10 protein-coding genes are annotated in these 21,017 nt (G+C 66.1%); 9 read left to right on the forward strand and 1 reads right to left on the reverse strand.

The genetic code is table 11. The features are described 5' to 3' along the window. The first annotated feature begins 355 nt into the window (after nt 1–355). The 8 genes from INQ47_RS25310 (at nt 356) to INQ47_RS25345 (ending at nt 10,499) form a co-directional block, all read left to right on the forward strand. Nucleotides 356–3,187 carry a xanthine dehydrogenase family protein molybdopterin-binding subunit gene (locus INQ47_RS25310; RefSeq protein ID WP_404702877.1) on the forward strand — a complete coding sequence of 944 codons (2,832 nt, stop codon included), beginning with the start codon at nt 356–358 and terminating at the stop codon, nt 3,185–3,187. Then, nucleotides 3,180–3,716, forward strand: coding sequence for a (2Fe-2S)-binding protein (locus tag INQ47_RS25315; RefSeq protein ID WP_084850713.1), 537 nt, complete (start codon nt 3,180–3,182; stop codon nt 3,714–3,716). Before INQ47_RS25310 ends, INQ47_RS25315 begins: the two co-directional genes overlap by 8 nt. A gap of 2 nt (nt 3,717–3,718) precedes the next feature. Next, nucleotides 3,719–4,930, forward strand: a complete 1,212-nt coding sequence (locus INQ47_RS25320; protein WP_028698365.1) for a cytochrome c — start codon at nt 3,719–3,721, stop codon at nt 4,928–4,930. Nucleotide 4,931: 1 nt separating this feature from the next. Then, entirely contained in the window at nt 4,932–5,903 is a 972-nt protein-coding gene (locus tag INQ47_RS25325) for an XdhC family protein (protein WP_404702878.1), read from the forward strand. Continuing rightward, a complete protein-coding gene (locus tag INQ47_RS25330) occupies nt 5,900–6,463 on the forward strand; it encodes an NTP transferase domain-containing protein (protein WP_252459870.1) in 564 nt (187 codons plus the stop codon). Before INQ47_RS25325 ends, INQ47_RS25330 begins: the two co-directional genes overlap by 4 nt. Before the next feature lie 182 nt (nt 6,464–6,645). Next, nucleotides 6,646–7,329 carry a response regulator transcription factor gene (locus tag INQ47_RS25335; protein WP_020193358.1) on the forward strand — a complete coding sequence of 228 codons (684 nt, stop codon included), beginning with the start codon at nt 6,646–6,648 and terminating at the stop codon, nt 7,327–7,329. Next, complete coding sequence (locus INQ47_RS25340) at nt 7,326–8,642, forward strand: ATP-binding protein (protein ID WP_252459869.1); 1,317 nt, start codon at nt 7,326–7,328, stop codon at nt 8,640–8,642. The genes INQ47_RS25335 and INQ47_RS25340 overlap by 4 nt, the downstream gene beginning before the upstream one ends. Before the next feature lie 465 nt (nt 8,643–9,107). Continuing rightward, nucleotides 9,108–10,499 (forward strand): aspartate aminotransferase family protein, encoded by a 1,392-nt coding sequence (locus INQ47_RS25345; RefSeq protein WP_404702879.1) that lies wholly within the window; start codon nt 9,108–9,110, stop codon nt 10,497–10,499. A 42-nt stretch (nt 10,500–10,541) separates the two neighbouring features. On the opposite strand, the gene INQ47_RS25350 is transcribed toward INQ47_RS25345, so the two are convergent. Beyond that, entirely contained in the window at nt 10,542–11,510 is a 969-nt protein-coding gene (locus INQ47_RS25350) for a siderophore-interacting protein (RefSeq protein WP_404702880.1), read from the reverse strand. 271 nt (nt 11,511–11,781) lie between these two features. On the opposite strand from INQ47_RS25350, the gene INQ47_RS25355 reads away from it, so the two are divergent. Further along, on the forward strand, nt 11,782–21,017 hold a 9,236-nt coding region (locus INQ47_RS25355; protein WP_404702881.1), incomplete at its 3' end, for an amino acid adenylation domain-containing protein.

Consider the following 21,017-nt stretch of genomic DNA (forward strand, 5'->3'; position numbering starts at 1 on the left):
GACGCGATATCGAGACATGCGCCAAGGCGGTCGCGCGCAAATCCCACAGGAATAATTGGCCCGAAACAAACGTAGGAGCGGGTTTACCCGCGAAGCGCCGCGCGGGCGGCGCTCGATCTCACAGGCGCTGAAAATCTCCCGGCGAACACCTACCAGGCGCTGAAAATCTCCCGGCAAACACCTACCCGCCAAAGCGCGAATTCCGCCTCTTGCCCTATACACACCGCGACACATTGTCGGCTTGACTTTGCCTATATCCACCCAATTCCTGTAAAGTTGACGCCAAGGTCAGTTTTCTCAAGCCAGGCCAAGAATCAAAAGAAAGGGCAGGCCCCAACTGCCCAGAGGATCAAGCATGTCCAACCGTGATATTTCCCGGCGCGCCTTCCTGCAAGGCGGTCTGATCGCTGGTGTCGGCGTGACCATGGCGCCATTAGGCAGCCAGGCATTCGCCGCGCTGATGGAGGAGCGCGTCACCACTTCGCCGCAGAAGTGGATGAACCACGACGGCAAGGCGCGTTTCCGTAACGATGCCTTGTCCAAGGTCTGCGGCGACAAAGTGTTCGCGCGCGACATCCGCGCCAAGGACATGCCCGGCTGGCCCGCGCAGCAAGGTCATGCGCTGCTGCTCAAGGCGACCAAGGTCGACCGGATTTATGCCGGCCATGACCTCAGCCTGCTCGGCACCGACCTGCAGCCGGACCGCATAGTCACCGCCGCCGACCTCGAACAGGACGGCATCGCCTGGCCCGAGGCCCATTCGCCCGACCCGCTACTGCCGCCCGGCAAGGTGCCGATGTTCATCGGCCACCCGGTGGCAATCCTGATCTGGCACGACTTCGAGCGCTTCCGCCAGGCCAAACGCAAACTGCAGTTCAATCAACAGGCGATCCGTTACGGCGCCCAGGCACCGCTGTACCAGCGCGACCCTTACGGCAGCTTCCGCTTCGTGCGGGTGGGCGGCGCCACGCCGTTCGACGACGATGAGTTCTCCAGCCTGAAGAACTCCATGCTGTTCCCCACCATTCTCAACCGCAAGCCGGTGTGGTCGAAGCAGCCCAACCAGCACGGCGACCTGACCGAGCAGGGGTTGTTCTACGCCAAGCGCATGGCCGAGCAGCTGGACAACCCGCCCGAGGACTGGCTAGTGTTCGACGAGCGCTACAAGACGCCGTCCATCGAACCTGCCGCGCTGGAGCCGGACAACGGCAACGGCTGGTATGACCCGGCCACGGGCACGCTGCACTTCGTGGTCGCCACCCAGTGCCCGTTCGAAGTGGCGCAGGAATGCGTGCACATGATCAAGCCGTCGCGCTTCGCCCTGAACACGCTGAACATGCACCCGGGCTATACCGTGGGCTATGGCTCAAAAGACAACAATATCTTCGTCTTCTATGCCGCGGTGGCCGCGCTGTACGGCGCCGGCGTGCCGATCCGCCTGGCCAACGACCGCTACGAGCAGTTCCAGAGCGGCATCAAGCGCCATGCCTTCGATATCCGCTACCAGCTGGCGGTGGACAAGAAGGACAACAGCTTCAAGATCTTCCGCGCCGACATGAGCTGTGACGGCGGCGGGCGCATCAACTACAGCCCATCGGTGGCAGCCGTAGGCGCCACTGCAGCGCAGTCGATCTACTACATGCCGCAGAACGACCTGTCGGTTACCGCCTACTATTCCCGTGGTGTCGAGGCCGGCTCCATGCGCGGTTACGGCACCCTGCAGAGCATGGCAGCCACCGAGATGATGGTGGATGAGATCGCCGGCCGCCTGGGGGTCGATGCCATCGACCTGCGCCGCGCCAACGCGCTGAAATCGGGCATGAAAAACACTCAGGGCGCGGTGCCGGCGGGCGCGCTGCGGCTTTACGAGATCCTCGACAAGGCCGCTGTGCATGAATGGTGGCGCGACCGCGACGCACGCAAGCGGCAGATGGACGCGCAGGATCAGGACCACTGGTACGGGGTGGGCTTTGCCATTTGCCAGAAGGACTTCGGCACGGGCTCCGAAGCACCGATGGCCAGCATCGAATTCAGCCGCGATGGGCGAATCAGCCTACGCCACATCGGCACCGAGCTGGGTACCGGCATGTCCACCTCCCAGGCTTTGGTGGTCAGCGATTTCCTCGGCCGTTCGGCCGACGAGGTAACGACGGCAGTCACCGAATGGCCTGAGCTGCAACTGAGCACCAGCGGCAACCCGTACCTGATCAGCCAGCCTGAGCAGGACGCCGCGCTGCGCAACCCGCGCTGGGTCGGCAAGCTGGCGTCGCCATCGTCGGCGACCAACTCGGCCTTCTACTTCAGCCATGCCACCCGCGAAGCGGCGCGTGTGCTGTTCAACCATGGCCTGTGGCCGGCGGCCATGGCGATCTGGAGCCAAGGCCCGTATGGCGGCCAGGCCAACCCACTGGTGGTGCGCCGCGAAAATGCGGTGTGGGTCAACGGAGAGCTGACTGGTAACGGTCTGCAGCCGATTCCGTTCGCCCAGCTCGCACAGAAGGCCCACGACATGGGCTTGGTCACCGGCGCCAGTGTGCACGGCTTCAACCGCTGGAGCTGGGCCGAGGCCGACTTCGTCATCGACGGCGTGCGTGAGCGTTTACCGCTCGACGCGGTGGCGGTGAAATACGGCGATGGGGCGGTGAATGCCAAGAAGGCACAGATGAACAGCCATGGCTACCACCTGCTCGACCGGCAGAATGCGGCCTACCCCGACACCCAGTTGAACAACGCCATGGTCACCTACTACAGCCCGGTGGCGACCATCGTCGAGGTCAAGGTCAACAAAGGCACCTTGGAGACGCAGGTGCTCAACCACCACAGTTGGGTCGAGTGTGGCCGGGTGCTGGTGCCGGAACTGGTCAAGGGCCAGCTCGAAGGCGGTATCGCCATGGGCATTGGCCATGCACTGACCGAAGAAATGCCGTTGTACGAGGGTGGGCCCGGGGAGGGCGACTGGAACTTCAACCGCTACCGCCTGCCGCATGCGCGCGATGTGGCGGTGTGGCAGCAGACCAGCGAAATCCTCCCGCCGCTGTCACCGACCGACCCCTCCAAGGGCATCGCCGAAGTGGTGATGATCCCGGTCGTCGGTGCCATCGGCAATGCCGTCGCGCATGCCATCGGCAAGCGCGTGCGTGATCTCCCCATCACCCCAGCCCGTATCAAGGAGGCCCTCAATGGCTAACCGTCCACTGCAACTGACGCTCAATGGTCAACCGGTCGGGCCGGTCGAGGTCCCTGCGGACCTGGCGATGATCGACTACCTGCACGAACATCAGAACCTCACCGGCTCGCGCCTGGGCTGCGGCCAGGGCATCTGCCACGCCTGCGTGGTGATCGTCGACAACCCCGACGGCACCAGCGAGGAAGTGCGCACCTGCATCACCGGCGCCCATTACTTCGAAGGCAAGAAGGTTCGCACCATCGAAGGCCATGCCAAGAAAGACGAGGCCGGCAACCTGACGCTCAACCCGATCCAGCAGAAGTTCGTCGACCTGTTCGCCTTCCAGTGCAGTTACTGCGCACCAGGCTTCGTCAACGCCGCTACCGTGCTGGTGGAAACGGCCCAGCGCCAGCCGCTGAAGAAGAGCGAGGTGCAAGACCGCATCGAGGCCAGCCTCGGTCACCACATCTGCCGCTGCACAGGCTACGTGCGTTACTACGATGCCACCCGCAAGGTGCTCAACGATCTCGGCCTGGTCAAGGAGGGTTGAACATGGGCTTCGTACGTAGCGCCTCGGCGTTGGTCCTCGGGCTGGCTGCCAGTTCGTTTGCCCTGGCGGCCGACGATGCGCAGGTCAAGCGCGGTGAATACCTGGCCCGCGCGGCCGACTGCATGGCCTGCCATACTGCCGAAGGCGGCGCGCCGTATGCGGGCGGCCTGCCGATCCATTCGCCGTTCGGCACCATTTATGGCAGCAATATCACCCCGGACAAACAGTACGGCATCGGCAACTACAGCGCCGACGAGTTCTTCGCCGCAGTCACCGAGGGTAAGCGCAAGGACGGCGCCAACCTCTATCCTGCGATGCCTTACACCTCGTACCACCTGATCAAGCGTGAAGATTCGGACGCGATCCTCGCCTACCTGATGACCATACCGCCGATCAACCGCCCGGCGCCGCAGACCGCGCTGCGCTTCCCGTTCAACGTGCGCATGGGCCTCAGCGGCTGGAACATGCTGTATGGCAAGAGCGTGCAACTGCAGCCGACCGAGGGCAAAAGCCCGGCCTGGCAGCGCGGCCAGTACATGGTCGAGGTCATGGGCCATTGTGGCGAATGCCATACCCCGCGCAACCCGATCGGTGCGCTGCAGCAGGACCAGCGCCTGAGCGGCGGCCTGCTGGGTGGCTACCTGGCGCCAAGCCTGCTGGCCCAGGACCTGGCCGAGCGCGGCTGGACCCAGCCGGACCTGACCACCTTCCTCAAGCACGGCATCAGCGCCCAGGGCAGCATGTTCAACGAGATGTACCCGGTGGTGCACCACAGCACCCAGCATCTGGAAGATGCAGACCTTGCGGCCATGGCCACCTACCTGCTGGGCGACCAGCCGCCGCCGGCCAAGGCTATCGAGACTGTTGCCCTGGAGCAGATGAGCGACAGTGCCAAGCGGGGCCACCAGCAGTACCTGAACGTCTGTGCCGGCTGCCATGGGGTCGACGGCGAGGGCAAGCCGCACATCGCCGTGGCCATGCGCGGCAACACCGTGCTGCGTCAGGCCGACTCGCGCAATCTGGTCAAGGTGATTCTCGAGGGCATCCGTGAACAGCAGTTCACCGGCTTCGAGCGCATGCAGCCGATGCCGGGCTTTGCCGACAAGCTGGATGACCAACAGGTGACGGATATGGTCAACTACCTGCGCCAGGCCTGGGGTGGATTGCCCGGTGACCTGAACGTACAGCAGCTCGCCGAGCTGAAGGCGGAGTAACGTGCAGCATCTCGATCTCCAGGTGGTCCGTCAGGCTTTGCAGTGGTCCTGCAACGGCCAGCGGGTATGGTTGTGCACGGTGCTCGCCACCTACGGCTCGGCGCCGCGTGCACCGGGTTCGCTGCTGGCGGTGAACGCCAGCGGTCAGTGGCTGGGCTCGCTGTCCGGTGGCTGCGTCGAAGACGACTTTCTCGAACGTGTGGCCCTGGGTGAGTTCCCGGAGCCGGTTGCCATCGTGCGTTATGGCGACGGCAGCGACCCGCGTTCGCGCGTTCGCCTGCCGTGTGGCGGTGTGCTGGAAGTACTGGTGGAGAACCTGCCGGTTGAATGCGAGGTGCAGGCGCATCTGCGTGAGCTGGAACGTGCACTGCTGGGTCAGCGCCGGGTACTGCGTGAGGTGAGCCTGCCTGCGGGTACCCGCCAGCTGCTCGATGACCACAGTCAGGGGCCACGGGTTGAACGGGAAAATGCCCGGGTGCGCTTGCGTGTCGGCGCCGCCCAGCGGCTGCTGCTGGCCGGCTATTCCAGCGTGGCGCATTTTTGCTCCGAATTCGGCAGGGGGCTGGGTTTTGAGGTCATCCTTTGCGAGCCGCGTGATGAAGTGCTCGACGGCGTCGTGCTGAATGGCATAGAGGTGCGCCGCGAGCTGCCGTCGGAATTCATCGCCAATGGCGGTTGCCATGCTGATACTGCAGTGGTGGCATTGACCCATGATCCAAAAATCGATGACCTGGCCATGCTTGAAGCCGTGCGGACCGAAGCGTTCTACATCGGCGTGATGGGCTCCAAGGCCACCTCCGACAAGCGTCGCGAACGCCTGCAGCGAATTGGTGGCCTGGGCTACGACGAGCTGGCGCGCATCCATGCGCCGATTGGCCTGAACCTGGGCAGCAAGACCCCGGCCGAGATCGCCCTGGCGGTACTGGCCGATATCCTTCGTGTGCGCAACGGCATCGAGCGGGCGGCGCTGTGAGCGTGGTCGCGCTGGTGCTGGCGGCCGGGCGCGGCACGCGTTTCGGCGCTGACAAGCGCCGGGCGGCCCTGGCGGATGGCCGCAGTTTGCTGGCGCATAGCGCGGAGCGGGCAGGGGCGGTATTTAATGATGTGCGTGTGGTGTTGCGCGCGGGCGAGCAGGGCGGGGATTTCGGTTTGCCTGGCGGTTACCGGGTGATCGTCAGCCCGGATGCGGCAGCAGGCATGGGGCACAGCCTGGCGGCCGGGGTCAGGTCTTTGGTCGACAGCCAGGCACAGGCGGTGGCGATCGTGTTGGGTGATATGCCGTGGATCGAGTTGGCTACCTTGCGTCGCTTGGCCGAGGCTTCCAGCGCTTCGAACATTGTGTTGCCACGCCATGCCGGGCAGCAGGGCCACCCGGTGATTTTTGGGCGCGATTTCTGGCCGGCGCTGGGGCTATTGGCCGGCGATGAAGGTGCGCGGGCGGTGGTGCAGGCGCAGCGGGATTGTTGTGTTGTGGTTGAGGTGGAGGATGCTGGGGTGTTGCTGGATGTGGATACCCCGCAGGGGTTGATGTAGGACCAAGGTGTTCGCCATAGCATCTGCGGCGCCTGTGGCAGGTGTTCGCAGATGTCACGACGAACAACCCGGCCCATCACCACACCCAAGCCGAACCCCCCATCCCCCCCACAAAAGGTCCATAATCCCCCCTTAATCCGCCCAAGGTGCAATAACAGCCACACCACTCCGGGAGCCCCACCATGCACGTTCTGCTCTGCGAGGACGACGACCTGATCGCCGCCGGCATCTGCGCCGGTCTCACCGCCCAGGGCCTGACCGTAGACCGGGTGGGCAACGCCGCCGATGCGCGGGCAATGCTGCAGGCCGCGCAGTTCGACGTGATGATCCTCGACCTCGGCCTGCCCGACGAAGACGGCCTAAAGCTGCTGCGCCGCCTGCGCGAAAAAGGCGAGACCTTGCCGGTACTGGTGCTCACCGCCCGCGATGCCGTCACTGATCGTGTCGATGGCCTGCAGGCCGGTGCCGACGATTACCTGTTAAAGCCCTTCGATCTGCGCGAGCTGGCCGCACGCCTGCATACCTTGCTGCGGCGGGTGGCCGGGCGGGCGGTGAACGTGATCGAGCACGGCCCGCTGCGCTATGACCCGAGTAGCTGTGAGGCGACCCTGGCCGGTCAGCATGTCGACCTGTCCCGCCGCGAGCAGGCCCTGCTCCAGGCGCTGTTGCAGAACCCCGGGCGAGTGCTGTCCAGCGAGCAACTGAAAGACTGCGTGTACGGGTTCAGCGACGAAGTCGAGAGCAACGCCCTCAACGTGCACATCCACCACCTGCGCCGCAAGCTGGGTAACGGCATTGTCGAGACCGTGCGTGGCCTGGGCTACCGGCTGGGCCCGGCGCAGGCACCGCAAGAGGCTGCATCATGAGCCTGCGGGTACGCCTAAGCCTGATCCTCGGCAGTGCCTTCGTGATCATCTGGGCACTGGCCGCCGCGTGGATGCTGCGAGACCTGCGCCAGCAAATGATGTTCTCCCTCGATCAGCGCTTGGTGGCGTCGGCGCGTATGGTCGCCGGGCTGATCGACCAACTGCCGCAGCCGCTGACCGCCAAGGGCGGGGAGGCGCATTTTTCTGCCGACCAGTTCAGCGTACCGGATGGCATGGCCTGCCAGGTCAGCTCGCTGCGTGGCGAGATTCTCGCCAGCAACCACAAGCACGATGGCGCTATGGATGACGAGCGCAGCGGGTTCCGTGACCAGACCATCGACGATGCGCTTTGGCGCACCTTTACCTACAACCATGGCGATGTGCGCATCACCACAGCCGACCGGCACATGGAGCGCGAGGCGCTGAACCAGTCGATTCTGTTGGCGGCATCTGCACCGGTATTGATGGCCCTGCTCGGTAGCCTGGGGCTGTTGTGGATCGGCCTTGGCAAGGGCCTGGAGCCGCTCAACCGCATGCGTGACGCCTTGCGCCGCAGGCGTGCGGACAGTGTCGAGCCGCTGCAGGTGGCGGGCATGCCCAGCGAGTTGCAGCCGTTGCTGGAAACCCAGAACCAGCTGTTCCTGCGCATTGCCCAGACCCTCGAGCGCGAGCGGCGCCTGACCGACGATGCCGCGCATGAGCTGCGCAGCCCGCTGACCGCGATCAAGACCCACCTGCAGGTGGCGCGCATGACCGACGGTGCGGTGCGTGAGCAGGCGCTGGAGCATGCCGAGCAGGGCGCCGACCGCATGCACCGCACGCTGGAGCAGTTGCTGATGCTGGCGAGGGTCGAAGGCAGCCTGTCGTTCGAGGACGGCGTGCAGTGCAGCGCCGAGCAGGTGGCCCGTCAGGCGGTGCAGGACGCCGGTGACAACCGCCGCATCGTGCTGCGTTTGCCGGAAGAAGCCACGCAGATCTATCTGGGCATGCCCGCTCCGTTGGCGGTGGCAGCGCTGCGCAACCTGCTGGACAACGCCTTGCGTCATGGTGGCGATGAAGCCGTAGAGCTGGACGTGCAGATGGCGGACGGCCAGGTGGGCTTCATGGTGCGTGATCACGGGCCAGGGATTGCCGAAGCGGACCTTGAGCACCTGACCGAGCGCTTCTGGCGTAATGGGCAGAGTGGTGGTTGCGGGCTGGGGCTGGCGATCGTGCAGGCGATCGTGCAGCGGTGTGCCGGTAGCCTGCGCTTTGACAGCCGTAGTGACGGCTTGCGGGTCTTGTTGCAAGTACCGGCGCGTCCTGGGCATTGATGTTTCTTGCCTGTGCTGGCCTCTTCGCGGGTGAACCCGCTCCTACGGGCGGTGTGGTCTGTGGGGGTGGGTCTGCCTGTGCTGGCCTCTTCGCGGGTGAACCCGCTCCTACGGGCGGGTGGCGGTCTGTGGGGGCGGGTTTGCCTGTGCTGGCCTCTTCGCGGGTGAACCCGCTCCTACGGGCGGGTGGCGGTCTGTGGGGGTGGGTCTGCCTGTGCTGGCCTCTTCGCGGGTGAACCCGCTCCTACGGGCGGTGTGGTCTGTGGGGGTGGGTCTGCCTGTGCTGGCCTCTTCGCGGGTGAACCCGCTCCTACGCGGGCGGTGCGGTCCTTGTAGGAGCGGGTTTACCCGCGAAAGGGCCGGCACAGACAAAAATAAAATCCAGTAACAACCGCTAAATCCTCTCCCCACTCAAGCGTTTCCAAAGCGATAACCGCCCATCCGCTTGCTTGCGAGGATTTACCCATGTCCACCGCTTCCAGCCTTGCCCGGGTTGTACCGGCCAGCGTGCCGCAACCCTTGTACGAATTCACCGATTCGCCTTTGCTGCAACGCCAGCAACAGCAGGAATCCAACGCCCGCAGCTACCCGCGGCGCATCCCGCTGGCGCTCAGGCGTGCCCGTGGCATCCACGTCGAAGACGTCGAAGGCCGCCAGTTCATCGACTGCCTGGCCGGTGCCGGCACCCTGGCCCTGGGCCACAACCACCCGGTGGTGGTCGAGGCGATCCAGCGGGTGCTGGCTGACGAGTTGCCGCTGCACACCTTGGACCTGACCACCCCGGTCAAGGACCGCTTCGTCCAGGACCTGTTCGGCATCCTGCCCGAGGCGCTGCGCCGCGAGGCCAAGGTGCAGTTCTGTGGCCCGACCGGCACTGATGCAGTCGAGGCTGCGCTCAAGCTGGTGCGCACCGCCACCGGCCGCAGCACCGTGCTGGCCTTCCAGGGCGCCTACCATGGTATGAGTCAAGGCGCGCTGAGCCTGATGGGCAGCCATGGGCCGAAGCAGCCACTGGGGGCCTTGCTCGGCAACGGCGTGCAGTTCATGCCTTACCCGTACGACTACCGCTGCCCGTTCGGCCTGGGCGGTGAGGCCGGGGTCAAGGCCAACCTGCATTACCTGGAAAACCTGCTGCTCGATCCGGAAAGCGGCGTGCCGCTGCCCGCCGCCGTGATCCTCGAAGTGGTGCAGGGTGAGGGCGGGGTGATTCCGGCCGACATCGAATGGCTCAAGGGCGTGCGGCGCATTACCGAGCAGGCGGGCGTGGCGTTGATCATCGACGAGATCCAGAGCGGCTTTGCCCGCACCGGGCGCATGTTCGCCTTCGAGCATGCCGGCATCGTGCCGGACGTGGTCACGCTGTCCAAGGCCATTGGCGGCAGCCTGCCGTTGGCGGTGGTGGTGTACCGCGACTGGCTGGATACCTGGAAGCCGGGCGCGCATGCCGGCACCTTCCGTGGCAACCAGATGGCCATGGCGGCGGGGTCGGCGGTAATCAACTACCTGGCCGAGCATCGCCTGGCCGAGCATGCCGAGGTCATGGGGCAGCGGTTGCGCGGGCATTTGCAGCGCCTGCAGCGGGACTATCCGCAGTTGGGTGATATCCGTGGCTGGGGCTTGATGCTGGGTGTGGAGCTGGTCGACCCACAAGGCCAGCCTGATGCGCTGGGCCACCCACCGGCTAACCGCGACTTGGCGCCGAAGGTGCAGCGCGAGTGCCTCAAGCGCGGTCTGATCCTGGAGTTGGGTGGGCGACATGGGGCGGTGGTGCGTTTCCTGCCCCCGTTGATTATCAGTGGCGAGCAGATCGACGAGGTGGCGCAGCGGTTTGCCGAGGCGTTGATCGCGGCAGTCTGAACCATTGCCTGGGGGCGCAAAGCGCCCCCAGGCTATCTCAAGTCAATCAAAGGTCCGCCCGGCCCGCCAATAACCCATCAGGGTCAGGCACTCTCGTTGCAGCCCGCGCTCCTTGATCAGATACCGGCGAATATCCATTACCGTCGCCGATTCCCCCGCGACCCAGGCATGGAACGCACTGCTGGTGCTACTGGCCTGTTCCCACAAGATCCGTGTGTCGATGTCCACTTCTTCCAGCTTCGCCCGTGGTGCGGCAGGCTCCTGTGGCAGGCTGGCCAGTTCGCGCACGGCATGCTGCATGGCCTGGCCATGCGCGCAGCCCAGCAGATCGCGCGGCAGCCAATGCAGTTCGGTGGCATCGCCATGGCGCAGATCCAGGCAATCAGCTTCCAACGGCACCTCGATGAACGCCTGCACCGCAAGCTCGGGCTGGGTCTCTGCCAGTTGCTCAAGGATGCCGGCAATCGCCGGAAGTGCCGTTTCGTCACCCACCAGCAGTACGTTGCGCACCCCCTGGGGTGGCTTCCATTCATAACCGCCGGGGTCGCCGGCATAGGACAGGTTGGGCGCGACCATCTGCAGGCGGTCACCCACCTGGGCATGGCTGGCCCAAGCCGAAGCAGGGCCGTTGACGCCATGCAGCACGAAATCTACATCGACTTCCAGTGCTTCCCGACGCAGCGCGCGGATGGTGTAGGTACGCATGGGTGGGCGTTGTGCTGGCGGCAAGGCGCTGTGCGCAGTTTTCCAGTGGGCATCGGCGGGAAGTACAGGCAGCGAACCATCTGGGGCGGGAAAGAACAGCTTGACCCGTTGGTCGGGGGCCAGGGTGGCCATCTGGGCCACATCCGGGCCGGTGAACACCAGGCGTGCAAGTGATGGGGAAAGGGTGATGCGTTGCTTGAGCTGTAGGTCGAACAGGCGGTAGGCGCTGGCAGCCGGGCTGTGGCTGCCGACCAGGCGGCGCAGGCCTTGCTGGAGTGCCTGGGTGATGCGGGCGGGGCTGGACATGCGAAGGTCCTCTTGCAGGGCGGCTTTCTCGGTAAACGAGCCGCCGCGACGGCAAATTAACGCCTCGCTGTTGGCTTGTCAGCCACGCCCGAGATTGACCCAGAAATTCACCGACAACGATGAGTGAGATAAATCGAATGGCTGGCCGTGGAATGTGGTGTGTCTGCAACTGCCGTCAGGGGCGCGGTGGCATTAATTTTTTTCAGGTTGTATCCGTTTCGTAGGGATAGCCGGGCCCCGCCCGATACCTCACTCGTACGGAAGCAATCTGATGAATGCCGAAAAGTCCCTGCTACTGGCCCGCCGTTTCATTGAACTGCCGCAGGAGAAACGCGGCGTGTTCCTCGAGACCCTGGCCAGGGAGGGCATCGACTTTTCCCAGTTCCCCATTCCGGCCGGGGTCCAGGCGCCGGACCGCCAAGGGTTATCCTATGCCCAGCAGCGCATGTGGGTACTTTGGCAGATGGACCCCCAGGGCGGCGCCTACAACCTGCCAGGCGCGGTGCGTCTGACCGGGCAACTGGACGAGTCCGCGCTGGAGCAGGCGTTCGCCAGCCTGCTGGCGCGTCACCAGAGCCTGACCACAGTATTCGAGGTCCAGCCTGACGACAGTCTGCTCCAGGTCCATCGCCCGGTCGGCGAGGCCTTGATCGAGCGTGTCGACCTGCGTCAGTGGGATGAGGCCGAGTGCGAAGCGAAGGTGCGTGCAGAAGCCGAGGCCGAGTCATTGCGTCCATTCGACCTGGCGCACGGGCCGCTGCTGCGCGTGCGTCTGCTGCGCCTGGCCGAGCAGGAACATGTGCTGCTGTTGACCCTGCATCACATTGTTTCCGACGGTTGGTCGATGAACGTGCTGATCGACGAGTTCAGCCGCTGCTACGACGCCTTCGCCGTTGGCCATGCGCCGCAACTGCCGGACCTGCCGATCCAGTACGTCGACTATGCCCTGTGGCAGCGCCGCTGGCTGGAAGCCGGCGAACTGGCACGGCAGCTGGCGTACTGGCAGGCGCAGTTGGGCGATGAGCAGCCCGTGCTCGAGCTGCCCTTGGATAATGCCCGTCCGGCGACCCCGAGCTTCAGCGGCGAGCGCCGCTCGTTCGCGGTCGATGCGGCCTTGGCCGAGCGGCTGCGCGGCTTCGCCCGCCAGCATAACCTCACGCCGTTCATGGTCATGCTTGGCGCGTTCGGCTTGCTCCTGCAACGCTATACCGGCCAGCCCGACCTGCGTATCGGCAGCCCGGTGGCCAGCCGCAACCGCGCCGAAGTCGAGGGGCTGATCGGTTTGTTCGTCAACACCCAGGTGTTGCGTGTGCGGCCGGACGCGCACCTCGAAGTGCTGGCCTACCTGCAAGGCATCAAGCAGGTCGTACTCGGTGCCCAGGCGCACCAGGACCTGCCGTTCGAACGCCTGGTCGAGGCGCTCAAGGTCGAGCGCAGCCTGAGCCATGCGCCGCTGTTCCAGGTGATGTACAACCACCAGCCGCAAGTCGCCGACCTGGCCACCGTGACCCTGGCCTCGGGGCTGCAACTGTCGCCCCTGGCATGGCGCAGCCGCACCACCCAGTTCGACCTGAGCCTGGACACCTACGAGCAGGGTGGCACCCTGCACGCCGCCTTCACCTACGCCAGCGACCTGTTCCAGGCCGCCACCATCGAACGCATGGCGACACACTGGCAGGCCCTGCTGCAGGCCTTGGTCAGCCAGCCGCACAGCGCGCTGTGGCAGCTGCCGATGCTCGATGACGCCAGCCGTCGCACAGTGCTGGAGGATTGGAACGCCACCGCCCGCGATTATCCGCTCGGGCGCGGCGTGCACCAGCTGTTCGAGGATCAGGTGCGCCACGCGCCAGACGCCCCGGCGCTGGTGTTCGGTGATACCGCGCTCAGCTATGCGCAGCTCGATGCCCGCGCCAACCGCCTGGCTCACTTCCTGCGTGTGCAAGGCGCCGGAGCCGACAGCCTGGTGGGTATCAGCGTGCTGCGCAGCGTAGAAATGGTCGTCGGGCTGATGGCGATCCTCAAGGCCGGTGCGGCTTACGTGCCGCTGGATCCGGAATACCCCGAGGAGCGCCTGGCCTACATGATCGAGGACAGCGGCATTCGCCTGCTGCTGACCCAGCAGGCGCTGCAGGGCAGCCTGCCGGTGCCCGGTGACGTGCAGTGCATCGCCCTGGACCAACTGACGCTGGACGACCAGCCAGACAGCCCGCCCCAGGTGGCGAACGACCCACGGCAGTTGGCCTATGTCATCTATACCTCCGGCTCCACCGGCCGGCCGAAAGGCGCCGGCAACAGCCATGAAGCCCTGGCCAACCGCCTGCACTGGATGCAGGAAGCCTATGGCCTGGGCGCCGGTGACACGGTGCTGCAGAAGACCCCGTTCAGCTTCGACGTCTCGGTCTGGGAGTTCTTCTGGCCGCTGATGACCGGTGCTCGGCTGGCCGTGGCCGCACCCGGTGACCACCGGGATCCGACGCGCCTGATCGAGACCATTCGTCGCCATCAGGTCAGCACCCTGCATTTCGTGCCATCGATGCTCCAGGCCTTCATCCACGAGCCCGGTGTCGAGACCTGCGACAGCCTGCGCCGCATCGTCTGCAGCGGCGAGGCATTGCCGGTGGACGCGCAGCTGCAGGTGTTCGGCAAGCTGCCGGCGGCGGCGCTGTACAACCTCTACGGCCCCACCGAGGCGGCTATCGACGTCACGCACTGGACCTGCATCGACGAAGGCCGCGACAGCGTGCCCATCGGCCAGCCCATCGCCAACATCCGCACCTATGTGCTCGATGCTGGCCTCGAGCCGGTGGCGCCGGGCGTTGCCGGCGAACTCTATCTGGGTGGCATTGGCCTGGCCCGTGGTTACCACCGGCGTCCGGGGTTGACCGCCGAGCGCTTCGTTGCCGACCCCTTCGTTGCCGGACAGCGTCTGTACCGTACCGGCGACCGGGTTCGCCAGCGTGTGGATGGCGTGATCGAGTACTTGGGGCGTTTCGATCATCAAGTGAAAATCCGTGGCCTGCGCATCGAACTGGGCGAGATCGAGGCGTGCCTGGCCCAGCATGCCTGGGTGCGCGAGGCCGTGGTGTTGGCGCTGGACGGCAAGCAACTGGTGGCCTACCTGGTGCTCGACGAAACGCCAGACGGCTGGCAGCAAGGGCTCAAGGACTGGCTGCTGCAGGCACTACCGGAATTCATGGTGCCCAGCCACCTGATGCCGCTGGAGCACTTCCCGCTGACCCCCAACGGCAAGCTTGACCGCAAGGCCCTGCCGCAACCGGATGCCGCTCCGCGCGGCGCCTACGTGGCGCCGCAAACCGATGTGCAGCGTACCCTGGCGCAGGTCTGGAGCGAGGTGCTGGGCGTGGCCGAGGTCGGTCTGGACGACAACTTCTTCGAGCTGGGCGGCGATTCGATCATCGCCATCCAGGTGGTTGGCCGCGCTCGACGCCAGGGCCTGCAGTTCAGCCCGCGCGACCTGTTCCAGTTCCAGACCGTGCGCGGCCTGGCCGGCGCGGTCGGACGCCAGCCATCGTTGACGGTTGAGCAGGCGCCGGCCACCGGCGAGGTGGCGCTTAGCCCTGTGCAGCGACATTTCTTCGAACAGGCCATTGCGGTCCGCCAGCACTGGAATCAATCATTGCTGCTCGGCGCCCGGCAACCGTTGCAGGCCCAGGCGCTGGTCGATGCCTTGGGCGATGTGGTCAACCACCATGACGCCCTGCGGCTGCGCTTCGAGCCCGCCGCCGAAGGCTGGCGGCAGCACTATGGCGCGCCGGTCGCGCAGGTCGAGCTGTGGCAGCGCCAGGCTGCGGATGCCCAGGCGCTGACGACGCTCTGCGACGATGCCCAGCGCAGCCTCGACCTGGGCAGTGGACCGCTGTTGCGCGCCATGCTGGTCGACTTGCCGCAAGGCGAGCAGCGCCTGTTGCTGGTCATCCACCACCTGGTGGTCGACGGCGTGTCCTGGCGTATTCTCCTGGAGGACCTGGAGCAGGCTTATGCCCAGCGCCTGACCGGGCAGCCGCTGTCGCTGGCGCCGCGCACCAGCAGCTACCAGGCCTGGTCTGCGCAACTGCACGAGCAGGTGCCGGCGTTCCTCGGACAATTGCCCTACTGGCAAGCGCAGCGCGGCGATGGCGCACTGCCGTGCGACAGGCCGGACGCGCCGGTGAGCAACCGCCATGGGGCCAAACTGGCGTCGCGTCTGTCCCGCGAGCGCACCCGTCAGTTGCTGCAGGTCGCGCCCGCAGCCTATCGCACCCAGGTCAACGACCTGCTGCTGACCGCCCTGGCACGTGTCATCTGCCAATGGAGCGGCAGCCAGGCGGCGCTGGTGCAGCTGGAGGGGCATGGCCGCGAAGAGCTGTTCGACGGCATCGACCTGACCCGCAGCGTCGGCTGGTTCACCAGCCTCTATCCACTGCGCCTGGCCCCACGCGCCGATCATGGCGACTCGATCAAGGCCATCAAGGAACAGCTGCGCGCGGTGCCGGACAAAGGCATGGGCTACGGCGTACTGCGTTACCTGGGTGACGCCTCGGTGCGCGAGGCCCTGGCGACGCTCGACGCGCCGCGCATCACCTTCAACTATCTGGGCCAGTTCGACAGCCAGTTCGATGCCCAGGCCTTGCTGGCGCCGGCCACCGAGCGCGGTGGCGACGGCCAGGACCCGGACGCGCCGCTGGCCAACTGGCTGACCCTGGAAGGACAGGTCTACAACGGCGAGCTGTCGCTGCAATGGGGCTTCAGCCTGGCGATGTTCGACACCGACACGATCCAGGCGCTGGCCACGGCCTATGACCAGGAGCTGGAGGCGCTCATCGAGCACTGCCTGGGCGTGCCTGCCGGGCAACCGTCGCCGTCGGACTTCCCGTTGGCGCGCATTACTCAGGCGCAACTGGATGCATTGCCGGTGCCCGGCCACGAGATCGAAGACCTCTACCCGTTGTCGCCCATGCAGCAGGGCATGTTCTTCCACTCGCTGTATGAAACCCAGGGCGGCGCCTATATCAACCAGTTGCGCCTGGATATCGGCGGCCTGGACCTGGAACGCTTCGGCGAGGCCTGGCAGGCGGCCCTGGCGCGTCACGAGATCCTGCGCAGCAGCATTCACTGGCAGGGCCTGGACAGTGCCCACCAGATCGTCCAGCGTCAGTTGCCACTGCCGCTGCGCATCGTCGACGAACCTGCGGCAGACCTCGATGCACTGGCTCGGGCCGAGCACGAGGCGGGTTTCGACCTGTCCCGCGCACCCTTGTTCAGGCTGCTGCTGGTGCGTACCGGGGCCGACGACTGGCACCTGGTCTACACCTGCCATCACATCCTCCTGGATGGCTGGAGCAATGCCCAGCTACTGGCCCAGGTGATCCAGCACTACGTCGGCGAGCGCACGTCAGCGCCGGCCGGCCGTTTCCATGATTACCTGGCGTGGCTGCAACGCCAGGACGCCAGTGCCGGCGAGCGTTTCTGGAAAGCCCGTCTCGGCGCCTTGCAGGCGCCGACGCTGCTCGCCCAGGCCCTGCGTCGCCCCGCCGACGCGCAAGGCGAGGGTGAGTACCTCGCCCGCCTCGACGCCGCGCAGACCGCCGAACTGGAGCGTTTTGCCCGTCAGCACAAGGTGACCTTGAACACGCTGTTCCAGGCGGCCTGGGGGCTGTTGCTACAGCGCCTGACCGGGCAAGCCTGCGTGGCCTTCGGCGCCACGGTGTCCGGACGCTCGGCGCCATTGCCGGGCATCGACGACCAGCTCGGGTTGTTCATCAATACCTTGCCGGTGCTGATCGATGCCGCGCCTGATCGCCAGGTGGCCGGTTACCTGGCCGACGTGCAGGACTTCAACCTGGGCCTGCGTGAATTCGAGCATGTGCCGCTGTATGCCATCCAGGGGTGGGCTGGCCAGCAGGGCGCGGCGCTGTTCGACAGCCTGCTGGTGTTCGAGAACTTCCCGGTGGCCGAGGCGCTGCGCCAGGGCGCGCCTGCCGGCCTGCGTTTCGGCGCGGTGAGCAATCACGAGCGCACCCACTACCCGCTGACCATCGGCATCGAGCTCGGTGATGGGGTGAGCCTGGCGTTCGGCTACGACCCTGCGCTGTTCGCGGCAGAGCAGGTGGGTCAGCTGTGCGCCGGGCTACGCCAGGTGCTGGCGCAGATGGTCGCCACGCCGGCGGCGCCGGTAGGCGCGCTGGGCCTGCTCGACGATCAGGGGCAGGCCGAGGTGCTTGGCTTCAGCCAAGGCCGCGCACTGGCGTTGCCGAGCCAGGAACTGGTTCACCAGCGTATCGCGGCACAGGCCGCGCGCCAGCCACAGGCCTTGGCCTTGCAATGTGGCGAGCTGCGCCTGAGCTATGGCCAGCTCGATGGCCAGGCCAATCGCCTGGCGCATGCACTGATCGCCGAGGGTGTACGCCCTGGCCAGCGTGTCGGCCTGGCCCTGCGCCGTGGCCCGCAGCTGATCGTCAGCCTGCTTGCCGTGCTCAAGAGCGGCGCGACCTATGTGCCGCTGGATCCGCAGTATCCGCATGAGCGGCTGGCCTACATGATCGAGGACAGCCGTCTGGACCTGTTGTTGTGCGACGACGGCCTGCTGGTCGAGTTGGCGCTGCCGGCGGGGCTGCGCCGCCTGGAGCTGGGGATGTTGGGCGAGCAGGTCGCGCAGTGTGGCGACCACGACCCGGATGTGCAGGTCGCCGCCGAGCAGCTCGCCTATGTCATCTACACCTCCGGTTCCACCGGGCGCCCGAAGGGGGTGGCGATCAGTCATGCGGCACTGCGCGAGTTCAGCTACAGCGCCACCGGCTACTCCCGCCTTGAGCGCGACGACCGGGTGCTGCAGTTCGCCACTTTCAGTTTCGACGGCTTCGTCGAGCAGTGCTATCCGCCACTGTGCGTCGGCGCCGCGCTGATCATGCGTGGCGAGGAACTGTGGGACGCCGATCAGCTGGCGCGGTTGATTGTCGAGCAGGGCGTGACCCTGGCCGACCTGCCGGCCGCCTACTGGCACATGCTGGCCAAGACTTGCGCGGCGCGGCCAGGCCACGGCCTGGGCAAGCTGCGTCAGGTGCACGTGGGCGGCGAGGCCATGTCGGTGGAAGGGTTGCGCCTGTGGCATGCGGCGGGGCTGGGCGGGATCAGCCTGGTCAACACCTATGGCCCGACCGAGGCGACGGTGGTCTCCAGCGTGCATGACTGCCGCCTCGAAGATGCGCAGGACGCGTATGGCGTGCCGATCGGCCAAGCCATCGCCGGCCGCTCGCTGTATGTGCTGGACAGTGCCGGCCAACTGTTGCCCAGCGATGGCGTCGGCGAGCTGTGCATCGGTGCGCCGAACTGCCTGGCGCAGCAATACTTCGACCGCCCGGGGTTGACCGCCGAGCGTTTCCTGCCGGATCCCTTCGCCGAACAGCCTGGCGCACGCCTGTACCGTAGCGGCGACCTGGCGCGTTATACCCAGGCCGGGGTACTGGAGTACGTAGGGCGTATCGATCATCAGGTGAAGATTCGCGGCATGCGTATCGAGATGGGCGAGATCGAGGCCTGCCTGCAAGGGCTGGCGTCGGTGCGCGAGGCGGCGGTGCTGGCCCTCGCCGGGCCGACCGGGCCCCAACTGGTGGCCTACCTGGTCGCTGCTCAGGCCACGCCGTCCGTTGACTGGCTACAGGGCGTACGGGCTGCCTTGGGCCAGGCGCTGCCTGACTACATGATCCCCGCCCACCTGCTGGTGCTGGAACGGCTGCCGTTGAACAACAACGGCAAGCTCGACCGCGCGGCCTTGCCGGCGCCGGACTTCAGTGCCGCCCAGCAGGTCTACGAAGCGCCGCGCACGCCGTTGCAAGCACAACTGGCGACGATCTGGGCGCAGGCCTTGCAGGTCGAGCGCGTCGGCCTTGCCGACAGTTTCTTCAGCCTTGGTGGCCACTCGTTGCTGGCGACCGAGGTCATCGCGCGCATTCGCCAAGGGCTCGGGCTCGAAGTGCCCCTGCGGCAGTTGTTCGAGCAGCCGACCCTGGGGGCCTTCGCCGACCGTTGCGCCGAGCTGGGCCAGGGGGCGGCAGCGGCGATTGCGGTATTGCCGCGCACGCCTGCGATGGCCGTGTCCTATGCCCAGGAGCGCCAGTGGTTCCTCTGGCGGCTGGACCCACAGAGCGCCGCCTACAACGTTCCGGCGGCGTTGCGTGTGCGGGGGCCGCTCGAGTTGTCGGCGTTGCAGTCGGCATTCGACCGGGTCATCGCCCGTCACGAACCATTGCGCACCACCTTCGATGACACCACGGGGATACTGCGACAGCATATTCATCCGCACCTGGCGCTGCCAATCGTGATCGAGCACCCAGGCGAGCTGGACGATGCGGCGCTGGCGGCTTGGGTCGATGCCCAGGTGCGGGCGCCATTCGACCTGGTGCGAGGGCCGTTGCTGCGGGTCAAGTTGCTGGCCATGGGCGAGCAGGATCATGTGCTGGTTATCGTCCAGCATCATATCGTTTCCGACGGCGCCTCCCTGGAGGTGTTGGTCGAAGAGTTGCTGCAGGGCTACCACGGCGAACACAGTGCGCCGTTGCCTGTGCAGTACGCCGACTACGCGGCCTGGCAGCGCCAGTGGCTAGACGGTGGCGAGCGTGCGCGCCAGCTCGATTACTGGATGGCGCAACTGGGCGGTGAGCAGGTCGTGCTCGAGCTGCCGTTCGACCGGCCACGCCCGGCTCAACGGCGCCTGCGTGGTGCCCGCCTGGACTTCCCGCTCGAGGCTGAACTGAGCCATGGCCTGCAGCAGCTGGCCAAGACTCAGGATGCTTCCTTGTTCATGTTGCTGCTGGCAGCGTTCCAGGCCTTGCTGCACCGCTACAGCGGCCAGGCCGACATCCGCGTCGGCGTACCGGTGGCCAACCGCACTCGGGCTGAAACCGAGCGGCTGATCGGTTTCTTCGTCAATACCCAGGTGATGCGTGCCGAGGTCGATGGCGGGCAGGGCTTTGACGTCCTGTTGCGCCAGGCCCGGCAGGCGGCGCTGCAGGCCCAGGCCCACCAGGATCTGCCGTTCGAGCAACTGGTCGAGGCCCTGGCACCGGAACGCAATCTTAGCCACAGCCCCGTGTTCCAGGTGCTGTTCAACCACCAGTACGCTGCGCGCGCCGAGCGGAACTGGGGTGACCTGCGTGTCGAGCCGCTGCATTGGGACAGTGCCACGGCGCAGTTCGACCTGGTGCTGGATACCAGCGAGACAGCGCAGGGGCTGATGGTTTCCCTGGCGTACGACACCGACCTGTTCGAGCGCTCGACCATCGAGCGGCTGTCGACCCACTTCATCAATCTGTTGCAAGGCATCGTCGAGCAACCGCAACAACCGGTGGCCGAACTGCCATTGCTGGCGGCCGCCGAGCGCGAGCGCACCCTGGTCACGTGGAACGCCACCGCTGAACATTACCCGCTGGAGCAGAGCATCCAGCAACTGATCGAGGCCCAGGTGCAGCGCACCCCGGATGCCCCGGCGCTGGCCTTCGGCGAGACGCGCCT

Source organism: Pseudomonas sp. 3HC3 (assembly GCF_044904505.1).
GTDB classification, from domain to species: domain Bacteria; phylum Pseudomonadota; class Gammaproteobacteria; order Pseudomonadales; family Pseudomonadaceae; genus Aquipseudomonas; species Aquipseudomonas putida_Y.